General features: G+C 69.1%; 12 protein-coding genes. 4 read left to right on the top strand and 8 right to left on the bottom strand.

Going from position 1 to position 9,754, the window contains the following annotated elements; translation table 11 throughout:
• Positions 1-210: 210 nt before the first annotated feature.
• From E2F46_RS15465 to E2F46_RS15485, 5 genes are all read right to left on the bottom strand, one after another.
• Complete coding sequence (locus E2F46_RS15465; protein ID WP_133323484.1) at positions 211-747, bottom strand: DUF924 family protein; 537 nt, start codon at positions 745-747, stop codon at positions 211-213.
• A 106-nt stretch (positions 748-853) separates the two neighbouring features.
• Entirely contained in the window at positions 854-1,117 is a 264-nt protein-coding gene (locus tag E2F46_RS15470) for a hypothetical protein (protein WP_133323485.1), read from the bottom strand.
• Positions 1,114-2,442: an AmpG family muropeptide MFS transporter gene (locus tag E2F46_RS15475; RefSeq protein ID WP_243720466.1), complete on the bottom strand. Its 1,329-nt coding sequence runs from the start codon at positions 2,440-2,442 to the stop codon at positions 1,114-1,116. Before E2F46_RS15475 ends, E2F46_RS15470 begins: the two co-directional genes overlap by 4 nt.
• Positions 2,439-3,239, bottom strand: coding sequence for an exodeoxyribonuclease III (locus E2F46_RS15480; protein ID WP_133323486.1), 801 nt, complete (start codon positions 3,237-3,239; stop codon positions 2,439-2,441). The genes E2F46_RS15475 and E2F46_RS15480 overlap by 4 nt, the downstream gene beginning before the upstream one ends.
• Positions 3,240-3,532: 293 nt before the next feature.
• A complete protein-coding gene (locus tag E2F46_RS15485) occupies positions 3,533-3,883 on the bottom strand; it encodes a zinc ribbon domain-containing protein YjdM (protein WP_133323487.1) in 351 nt (116 codons plus the stop codon).
• Positions 3,884-3,957: 74 nt separating this feature from the next.
• Between E2F46_RS15485 and pyrE the strand changes: the two genes are divergently transcribed.
• Genes pyrE through E2F46_RS15500 form a run of 3 tightly spaced genes read left to right on the top strand, consistent with a single transcriptional unit; the run spans position 3,958 to position 6,256 of the window.
• A complete protein-coding gene (pyrE, locus tag E2F46_RS15490) occupies positions 3,958-4,614 on the top strand; it encodes an orotate phosphoribosyltransferase (protein ID WP_133323488.1) in 657 nt (218 codons plus the stop codon).
• Positions 4,615-4,641: 27 nt separating this feature from the next.
• Positions 4,642-5,301 carry a hypothetical protein gene (locus E2F46_RS15495; protein ID WP_133323489.1) on the top strand — a complete coding sequence of 220 codons (660 nt, stop codon included), beginning with the start codon at positions 4,642-4,644 and terminating at the stop codon, positions 5,299-5,301.
• A gap of 28 nt (positions 5,302-5,329) precedes the next feature.
• The gene (locus E2F46_RS15500) at positions 5,330-6,256 is read left to right on the top strand and encodes a pseudouridine synthase (RefSeq protein WP_133323490.1); all 927 of its coding nucleotides are present in this window, start codon (positions 5,330-5,332) and stop codon (positions 6,254-6,256) included.
• A gap of 154 nt (positions 6,257-6,410) precedes the next feature.
• Here E2F46_RS15500 and E2F46_RS15505 read toward each other — a convergent pair whose 3' ends face one another.
• Positions 6,411-7,667, bottom strand: coding sequence for a TIGR03862 family flavoprotein (locus E2F46_RS15505; RefSeq protein WP_133323491.1), 1,257 nt, complete (start codon positions 7,665-7,667; stop codon positions 6,411-6,413).
• 86 nt (positions 7,668-7,753) lie between these two features.
• Between E2F46_RS15505 and E2F46_RS15510 the strand changes: the two genes are divergently transcribed.
• Positions 7,754-8,875: a Gfo/Idh/MocA family protein gene (locus tag E2F46_RS15510; protein WP_133323492.1), complete on the top strand. Its 1,122-nt coding sequence runs from the start codon at positions 7,754-7,756 to the stop codon at positions 8,873-8,875.
• Positions 8,876-8,983: 108 nt separating this feature from the next.
• Here the strand turns inward: E2F46_RS15510 and E2F46_RS15515 are convergent, their stop codons facing one another.
• On the bottom strand, positions 8,984-9,349 hold the full coding sequence (locus tag E2F46_RS15515; RefSeq protein WP_243720467.1) for an REP-associated tyrosine transposase: 366 nt from the start codon (positions 9,347-9,349) through the stop codon (positions 8,984-8,986).
• 316 nt (positions 9,350-9,665) lie between these two features.
• Positions 9,666-9,754, bottom strand: an 89-nt coding sequence (locus E2F46_RS15520) for an integrase core domain-containing protein (RefSeq protein WP_157800575.1), incomplete at its 5' end; no start/stop codon positions are given.

Below are 9,754 nucleotides of genomic sequence, written 5' to 3' on the forward strand. Positions count from 1 at the left end.
CTCTCCCGCTTGCAGGAGAGGTCGAAGTGCACCGCGCATCGGGTGAGGGCGCGCTGCACTGCCTGCGAGCGATCTCATGCCGCGCTGTGCGCCGCCTCCCACCGCCGAGGATGGCGCGAGAACCGGAGCGTCGGACTGCAGGAACCAGGACGGCACCGGTCCGCTGCGGATATGGCGTGACCCGGACGCGACGCGCCGGCGCCAAACAGCCTAGAACCCGCCCCCGGCATCCAGCCACGCCTGCTCCGCGGGCGTGCTGATCCGCCCCAACGCCCGGTTGCGGTGCGGGAAGCGACCGAACTTCTCGATCACGTCGAGGTGCGCATACGCGTACCTGGTGTACTCGGCGTTGCCCAGCGGCTGGAACAGCGCGACCGAACGCCGCTGGTCGGCCATGTCTTCCGAGTGTTCGAACGGCAGGTAGACGAAGGCGCGCAGTTCGGCGTCCACGTCGCGGTCCTGTTTCGCGTCCACCGCGCGGCGCGCGTAGTGCAGGGCCAGTCCGTCGGTGGCGAAGGCGTGCGCGCTGCCGCGGAAGATGTTGCGCGGGATCTGGTCGAGCAGGATCAGCAGCGCCAGGGCGCCATCGCCCGTCTCCATCCAGTGTTCGCACTCGCGCCGCGCGGCGGCGAAATGCGCGTCGGTCCAGCGCGCGTGGCATTCGGCGTCGAACGCCTCGCCGCCGTTGAACCACTTGAACTCGCCGGCCTCGCGCCAGAAGGCAATGACGTCGTTGGGATCGCTCATGCCCGCAGCATACCGCCGGGCGATGCAAGGTTGCGTCATGGCCGCATCCAGGCGTCCCGCGCAGCGGCCTGATCGCGGTGCTGCGAATCCCGCTACACCCGGCGGATCAATCCGCGCCCGGTGGCGGCGCGCGTCCGATCAGCGCGAAGCCTTCGTCATCGGGTACGCCTTCCAGTGCGGCGATGGCCGCCGCCAGGACATCCGCTTCCTTGGTGTCGAAGCGCACCGACCCGTCGCCTTCGTACACGTGCAGGCCCTGCTCCAGCAGGTACAGCAGCGCGCGCGGCAGCGGCCAGCCACGGGCATCGGCGACGCGCTTGATCCGGTCCACCAGTACCGGATCGGCATCCTTGAGCATGATGTCGGTCATGCCTTGGCCTCCTGCACAGCCTCCCCGCCGGTGGCTGGTGCGTCATCGTCCCCCAGCCGAAGCCGTGGTTTCAACCAGAAGAACAGCAGTACGGCGGGGATCGCAACCAGGGTGGTGATCCAGAAGTACACGCCAAAGCCCGTCGCCTCCACGATCCGGCCCGACACCGCACCCAGCAGCTTGCCCGGCAGCATCACCAGCGACGAGAACAGCGCGTACTGGGTCGCCGTGAAGCGCTGGTTGACCAGCGCCGACAGGAACGCCACCAGGGTGGTGCCCTGGAAGCCCTGCGCAAGGTTCTCGCCCGAGATCACGACGGTCAGCTTCCACACGTCGCCATCGGCACCGATCAGCCACAGGTACAGCAGGTTGCTGATCGCGCCCAGCACCACGCCGGCCAGCAGCGGCCACTTGATCCCCCAGCGCGCGATCGCGATGCCGGCCAGGAACACGCCCACGATGCCGACCCAGATGCCATACAGCTTGGTCACCGCGGCGATCTCGGTCTTGGTATAGCCCTCGCCCAGGTAGAACGGCGCCATGATGCCGCCGCCCAGCGACTGGTCGGAGATCTTCGCCACCAGGATGAAGGCCAGCAGCGCGAACGCCAGCGGCCCGCTGAAGCGACGGAAGAAGTCGACGAAGGGCTCCACCACGCCCTCGCGCAGGCCCTGCGCCCAGGTCTCGGTCTTGATGCGGATCACGTCCGGCTCGCGCGCAACCAGCACGGCAACCACCGGGATCAGCATGAACAGCGCCATGGCCCGGTACACCTGCGGCCACGACACATGGTCGGCCAGCACCAGCGCCAGCATGCCGGTGATGATCAGCGCGATCCGGTAGCCCAGCGAATAGGTCGCCACCAGCGCGCCCTGCGCCTCGTTGGGAGCGATCTCGACCCGGTAGGCATCGACCGCGATGTCCAGCGTGGCACCGGCGAACGCGGTGGCCAACGTGATCCACACGAACATCGCCAGCCGGTCCGGCGTGAGCTGGGCCATCATCAGCAGGCCGCCGATCACGATCATCAGCGCCAGCAGCAGCCAGCCACGGCGTTGGCCCAACCGGCCCAGCAGTGGCAGCCGCCAGCGGTCGACCAAGGGGGCCCACAGGAATTTCAGCGTGTAGGACAGGCCGGCACTGGCGATCAGCGTGATGTTCTTCAGCTCCAGCCCGTTCTCGGTCAGCCAGTACGCCAGCGTGCCGGCGACCAGCAGGAACGGCATGCCCGACGCGAAGCCGAAGAAGAACATCGTCCAAGCCGAAGGCTGCGCGAAGGCCTGCCACGCCGAAGGCTTCCGGGGACGTTCGACGGCTGTGCTCATTCGGCGTAATCCACGACGTAGGGGGCATGGTCGGAAAAGCGCGGCTCGCGATGGATCGCGCAGCCGGCCAGGCGCTTCGCAAGGCCGGGCGTGACCAGCTGGTAGTCGATGCGCCAGCCCACGTCGTTGGCGCGGGCGGCGCCGCGGTTGCTCCACCAGGTGTATTCGACCGCATCCGGTTTCAGCTCACGGAAACTGTCCTTCCAGCCGGTCGCGGGCGGGTCCACCAGGCCATCGCCATGGGCGTCGGCGATCATGCCGCTCAGCCAGGCGCGCTCGGCTGGCAGGCAGCCGGAGTTCTTCTGGTTGCTGGTCCAGTTCCTGATGTCGTTCTTCGCACGGACGATGTTCCAGTCGCCGCACAGCACGTAATCGCGGCCGCTGGCCAGCCACGCGTCCAGGATCGGCTTCAGCCAGTCCATCACCTCGAACTTGAACCCCTGCCGCAGTTCGCCGGACGAACCGGAGGGAATGTAGAACGAGACCACGCTGAGGTTGCCGTAGCGCGCCTCGATGTAGCGCCCCTCGTCGTCGAACGGCGCCCATCCCAGCGCGGTGCGCACCTCGTCGGGTTCGCGCCTGCTGTAGATGGCCACGCCGCTGTAGCCCTTCTTGGTCATGGCATCGCGGTAGTAGCAGTGGCCGAACGGACGGAAACAGGCGTCGCCCAGCTGGTCTTCCTGCGCCTTGGTCTCCTGCACGCAGACGATGTCGGCGTCCTGCGCCTCCAGCCACGGGAAGAAACCCTTGTTGGCGGCGGAGCGGATGCCGTTGGCGTTGAAGCTGATGATGCGCATGCGGTCGTCGCGTGGAGAGGTGGGGCAAGCCTAGCGGAAAGCCGGCGGCGCCGTTTCCCCCGCCCCAACCCTCCCCGCAAGCGGGGGAGGGAGCAGACTGTCGCTCGGACAGTTCGGCAACCGGGAATCGACCGGCAACAGGACGTTCCGACAGATCTGCGCAGCCTGGTCTTCGTCTCCCTCCCCCGCGTGCGGGGGTGAGGAGGACCTGCTTGCGCGGCATTGCCGCGCGGGGGCTCCGAACGGCCGGTGCGCCGGACCGGACGGGTTGGCGTGGGGGCGGCATTTCCGCCTCAAGCCTTGCGCACGAACCCGGACTTGAGCCCCATCTGGCCCACGCCGTCGATCCGGCAATCGATGTCGTGGTCGCCCTCCACCAGGCGGATGTTGCGCACCTTGGTGCCCACCTTCACCACCAGCGACGAGCCCTTGACCTTCAGGTCCTTGACCACCACCACGCTGTCGCCATCGGCCAGCGGCGTGCCGTTGGCGTCGCGGACCTGCGCCGCCTCCGCGGCGGCGGCGGCGGCCGCCACCACCTCGCCCGGCGACCACTCGTGCGCGCATTCGGGGCAGACCAGCAACGGCCCGTCCTCGTAGCTGTAGCTGGACCCGCACTGCGGGCAAGGGGGCAAACCGGACATCGCGGTCCCTGGCAGCAAGAAGGCCTCCATTCTCGCATCCGCGCTGCCGGCCTCCGGCGTGGGAAAATGCCGCCATGACCGACCACCGCACCCGCTTCCTGCAGCTCGCCCTGGCCGCCGACGCCCTGCGCTTCGGTGAGTTCACGCTCAAGTCCGGGCGCACCAGTCCGTACTTCTTCAACGCCGGCCGGTTCGACTCGGGCCAGGCGCTGGCCACGCTGGCTGGCTGCTACGCCGATGCCATCGACGGCGCGGGGCTCGACTTCGACCTGCTGTTCGGCCCCGCCTACAAGGGCATCCCGCTGGCCACCGCGCTGGCCTGCGAGTACGCGCGCCGCGGCCGCGACCTGCCGCTGGCGTTCAACCGCAAGGAGGCCAAGGCCCACGGCGAGGGCGGCACCCTGATCGGCGCGCCGCTGGCCGGCAAGCGGGTGCTGGTCGTGGACGACGTGATGACCGCGGGCACCGCGATCCGCGAGGCGCTGGGCTTCATCGACGACGCCGGCGGCACCGCCGTGGGCATCGTGATCGCACTGGACCGGCAGGAGCGCATCGCCGATGGCGACCCCCGCTCGGCCGCGGAAGCGGTGGCGGCCGAGCACCGGGTTCCCGTGATTGCGGTCGCAAGCCTGTCCGACCTGCTTGCGTTCGTGGGCGAAAACGCGACACTGGCAGGCGAACGCGAACGACTCGACGCCTACCGCGCCCGCCACGGCAGCGCCACGGGCTGATCGCGACCGCTGCTTGGGGATAGGCTGATGAACATCCGGATCGCCATTGTTGGAATCGTCCTGTGCGCCGTGCTGGTCCCGGCGGACGCGCAGCAGCGCCGCGGCACGTCCACGGCGGCCGTCGAACGCAAGCTGTATTGCTGGGAAGAAAACGGTCGCAAGGTCTGCGGCGACGCCCTGCCGGCGTCGGCCGTGGACAGCGCGCGCACCGAGATCAGCCCGCGCAGCGGCCTGCAGGTCGGCCAGGTCGGCCGCGCATTGACCGCCGAGGAGCGCGCCGCCGCCGAAGCCCAGGCCGCGCGCGACATGCAGGCTGCCGAAGCCGTCGCCGCACAGGAGCGCCGCGAACTGGCGATGGCCGTGTCCTACAACACCGAGGCCGACCTGCGCGCAGCGTTCGGCGAGCGCATCGTGCTGGTGGACGAAGCGCTGAAGACCTCGCGCATGGGCGTGACCAACCTGCGCCTGAGCCTGCTGTCGTTGCTGCGCCAGGCCTCCGACCTGGAGCTGCAGGAGAAGCCGGTGCCGCAGCCGCTGGCGAACAACATCCTCACCCAGCACAACGACCTGCTGCGCCAGCAGGCGATCATGTCCCAGCAGTTGGACGAGCGCGCGTCGCTGGACGCCGACCTCGAATACGCCGTGGAGCGCTACCGCGCGCTGCGCGGGACGCAGCAGGACGGCTGAGCGCGGGCGGCGCACCCGTTGCCGCGCCATGGGCAGCGCACGCCGGCGTCCGCCGGCCATCGATGGCGTCGGCGCAAGCCGCTTCCAGGTCCCGCCCGGGCCATCGGCCACCGTGCTGGATGCGCTGTGCGCCGCGTTCCCTGCCATTCCCGCCAGCCAGTGGCGCGAACGCTTCGCCCGCGGCCATGTGCTGGATGCCGACGGCCATCCCTTGCCCGCCAATGCCGCCGCTCGCGCCGGTCTGGAATTGCACTACTACCGCGACGTCCCCGATGAGCCCCTGATCGTCGGCGAAGCGCGCGTCCTGCATCGCGACGCGCACCTGCTGGTGGCCGACAAACCCCATTTCCTGCCAGTGGTGCCGGCGGGCCGCTTCGTGCGCGACACGCTGCTGGCGCGGCTGGTGCGCCAGACCGGCATCGACACGCTGGTGCCGCTGCATCGGATCGACCGCGCGACCGCCGGCTTGGTGCTGTTCTCGGTCGAACCGCGCACGCGCGACGCGTACCAGGCGCTGTTCCGCGAGCGACGCATCCGCAAGCGTTATGCAGCGCTCGCGCCAGCGCTGCCAGGACGGTCGTTCCCGTTGACGCATTGCAGCCGCATCGTGCGCGGCGAGCCGTTCTTCCGTATGCGCGAGGTCGACGGCGAACCCAACAGCGAGACGCGCATCGAGGTGCTGTCGCGCGATGCAGCGCACTGGCGCTACGCGCTGGAGCCGGTCACCGGCCGCAAGCACCAGTTGCGCGTGCACATGGCCTCGCTGGGCGCACCGATCCTGGGCGATCCGCTGTATCCGGATCTCGATGAGACGGCCCTTGCGCAGGATGGCGCGCCCCTGCAATTGCTGGCGCAGTCGCTGGCGTTCGAAGACCCGCTGGATGGCACGGCTCAATGCTTCGAGAGCGAGCAATCGCTCTTCGCACCCTCTCCCCCCGGGAGAGGGCCGGGGTGAGGGTCGGCGAAGCGACCGTGGCCCCGGTCGCGACGCAGCCGCCGCATCGAACCGGCACCGAAGGTCGCTTGCATGTCGGCCGTCGGAACCACGCCACCCCTGTGCTCGGAACAGAGGCCTGCAGGACACCATGCCCCATGCCCGGCGCATCCGCTTACGCGCGCATGGCTCCCCCGCCGCGCAACCACGCCAGCACCCCCTCCGCCGCCACCGCACCACTGGCGAAGCACGCGGTCAGCAGGTAACCCCCGGTCGGCGCTTCCCAGTCCAGCACCTCGCCCGCCACGAACACGCCGGGCAGCGCGCGCAGCATCAACCCGTCGTCCAGCGCTTCCAGGCGCACGCCACCGGCGCTGCTGATCGCTTCGTCGATCGGCCGCGGCCGCAACAGCCGCAGCGGCAGGCGCTTGATGGCGTCCGCCACGCGCTGCGGATCGTCCATCGCCTCGCGCGGCAGCACCTCGTGCAGCAGGCCGGCCTTGACGCCCTGCATCCCGGCTTCGCGGCGCAGGTGTTCGCTGCGGCTGCGCTTGCCGCGCGGTCGCGACAACGCGGCCTGCAGTTGCGGCAGGCTGCGATCCGGCGCGAGGTCGAGCGTGATGTCGGCATGGCCGCCGCGCGCGATGCGATCACGCAGCATCGCCGACAGTGCATACACCACGCTGCCCTCCAGCCCGGTCGCCGTGGCCACGCATTCGCCCTGCAGCGCGCGCGGCGCGCCGTCACCGTCATCCCAATGCACGACGACCGGTTTCACCGGCGCACCGGCGTGGCGCTGCGCGAAATGCGCACTCCAGTCGAGGTCGAAGCCGCAGTTGGCCGGCAGCAGCGGCGCAACGTCCACGCCGTGCGCCCGCAGCACCGGGACCCAGGCACCGTCGGAACCGAGCTCCGGCCAGCTGCCGCCGCCCAATGCCAGCACGGCGGCATCCGCTTGCGCCGTGCGTTCGCCCTGCGGCGTGTCGAAACGCAATGCGCCCTGGTGCGTCCATCCGGCCCAGCGATGCTGCACATGGAAGGCCACGCCCTGCTCGCGCAGGCGCCGCACCCAGCCACGCAACAGCGGCGCCGCCTTGCGGTCGCGCGGGAACACGCGTCCCGACGTGCCCACGTAGGTCTCGATGCCGAAGCCCCGCGCCCATTCACGCAGGGCGTCGGCATCGAACCCGCGCAACCAGCGCGCCACCGCCTCGCTGCGCGCACCGTAACGGCTGGCGAACACATCGAACGGATCGGAATGGGTGAGGTTCAGCCCGCCCTTGCCCGCGATCAGGAACTTGCGGCCCACCGAACCCTTCGCTTCGTACAGGTCCACCACCACGCCCGCCGCTCGCAGGCGCTCGGCGGCGAACAGTCCGGCGGGGCCGCCGCCGATGACGGCGACCCGATGAGGCGGAGGGAACCCAGGCATCACCGCATTATCGCCGCCATCCGTTGACGGGAGCCGATCCGGGATAGCGCTAACATGGGTCTGGGCATGCGGACGTGGAGGCGGAGATGACGACACCCCGGACCAACGGCTGGACACGGCGGCAGGCGCTGCAATCGCTGGCCCTGGCCAGCGCTGCAGGCGTCGTGCCGAAAGGCTTCGCGGAGCAGGGTGCGCAACGCAGGATCGGCGTGGCACTGGTCGGGCTGGGCGGCTACAGCCGCGACCTGCTGGCCCCGGCGCTGCAGCTGACCCGGCATTGCCGGCTCGCCGGCATCGTGACCGGCTCGCCCGGCAAGATTCCCGAATGGCAGGGCAAGTACGACATCCCCGACGGCAACGTCTACAGCTACGACGACTTCCACCGCATCGCCGACAACCCGGACATCGACGCGGTCTACATCGTCACCCCCAACCACCTGCACAAGCCGCAGACGCTCACCGCCGCCAACGCCGGCAAGCACGTCTGGTGCGAGAAGCCGATGGCGATGGACGCCGCCGAAGGCGAGGCCATGGTCAAGGCCTGCCGCGACAACCGCGTGCAGCTGACCATCGGCTACCGCATGCAGCACGAACCCAACACGCGCCGGTTCATGGCGATGGCGGAGGAGCGACCGTTCGGCCGCATCATCAAGCTGCGCGCCGACGCCGGCTGGTTCGGCTTCCGCGACGGCCCCAGCGACGCCTGGCGCACCAAACCCGAGTTCGGCGGCGGCGCGATGTACGACATGGGCGTGTATTGCGTGAACGCCGTGCGCTATGCCAGCGGGCTGGACCCCGTCGCCATCCGCGCCTGGGACGAAACCGCGCGCCGCGACATCTTCCCCGACGTCGACGAAACCATGCGTTTCCTGCTGGAATTCCCCGGCGACATCGTCGCCGAGTGCACCACCAGCTTCGGCCGCAACCTCAACACCCTGCAGGTGGACTGCGAACGCGGCTGGTACGTGATGTCGCCGTTCCAGGGCTACGAAGGCAACGCCGGCCGCGCCAGCGACGGCACCGTGTTCGAGCCGCAGCTGGGCAAGACCCCGCGCATGCAGGCCGAACAGATGGACCAGGACGCACTGGCGATCCTCAACAACACCGCGCCTCGTGTGCCCGGCGAAGACGGCGTGGCCGACATGCGCGTGCTGGATGCGGCGTTCGAGTCGGCGCGCAACAACGGCACAAGGATCGAAATCCCATAGGGCGGGTCTAGACCCGCCATTACGCCCCCCCTCGACGTCCGTGTCGATTTTCCCCATCCCGCGTCAACGCCACGCTTCAACGCCCCCGTTGAATCCCCCGCAAGACCATCACTCACCCCAACGGCCTCCGCCACCATCCTCAACCGCCCAGTCTTTCCCCACCAATCCTCGGCTGATCTCCCGATGCAGGGAGCTGTAGCGCCAATCCGCCGCCCGCTGCACGTAGCCATGCTTGACCGGATTGAAATGGATGTAGTCGACATGCCGTTGCAGGTTATCCTCGTCGAGGATCAGATGTTCCCAGAAGCGGCGCTGCCAGATCCCACGCTCACCCTTTGCCAGCCGTCGAGTCGAACGCCTTTCCCCGTTGGGAACCATCCGGGAAAACCTCGTCTTGATGTGACGCCAGCGCGTAGCATTGTCCGCATCGCCGTCCGGCAATCGCCGGACGCAATGCAGGTGATCCGGCAGCACAACGATGGCCTCGATCGCGAGGGTCGTGCCGCACGCGCCTCGCGGAAAGCCACGCGCAAGGCGTCGATGCGGTCGACCAGCAGCGTCCGCCTGCGCTCCAGCAGGTTGACCGTGAAGAAGTAGGTGCCGCCCGGCCCCCATGCGCGACGATATCGGGACATGCACCGAACATCGTTGATCGCGCCGATTGAGGGTATCCGGGAGTGCCTTGGCACCTTGTCAGGAAATGCCGTGCACCCCGGTTCGCCTGGCCACCACTCTCCAGACGGAGGTCGTTTACCCAACGCGTGTAATGACCCAGCGGTTTCTGCACAGGTCAGGCCGCTAATGCATATGCCTCAGCGGGTGTCTTCATGCCCAGCGCCTGGTGTGGGCGCCGGTGGTTATAGAACTGGATCCAGTCGC

It is taken from the genome of Luteimonas aestuarii (assembly GCF_004357985.1).
GTDB classification, from domain to species: Bacteria; Pseudomonadota; Gammaproteobacteria; order Xanthomonadales; family Xanthomonadaceae; genus Luteimonas; species Luteimonas aestuarii.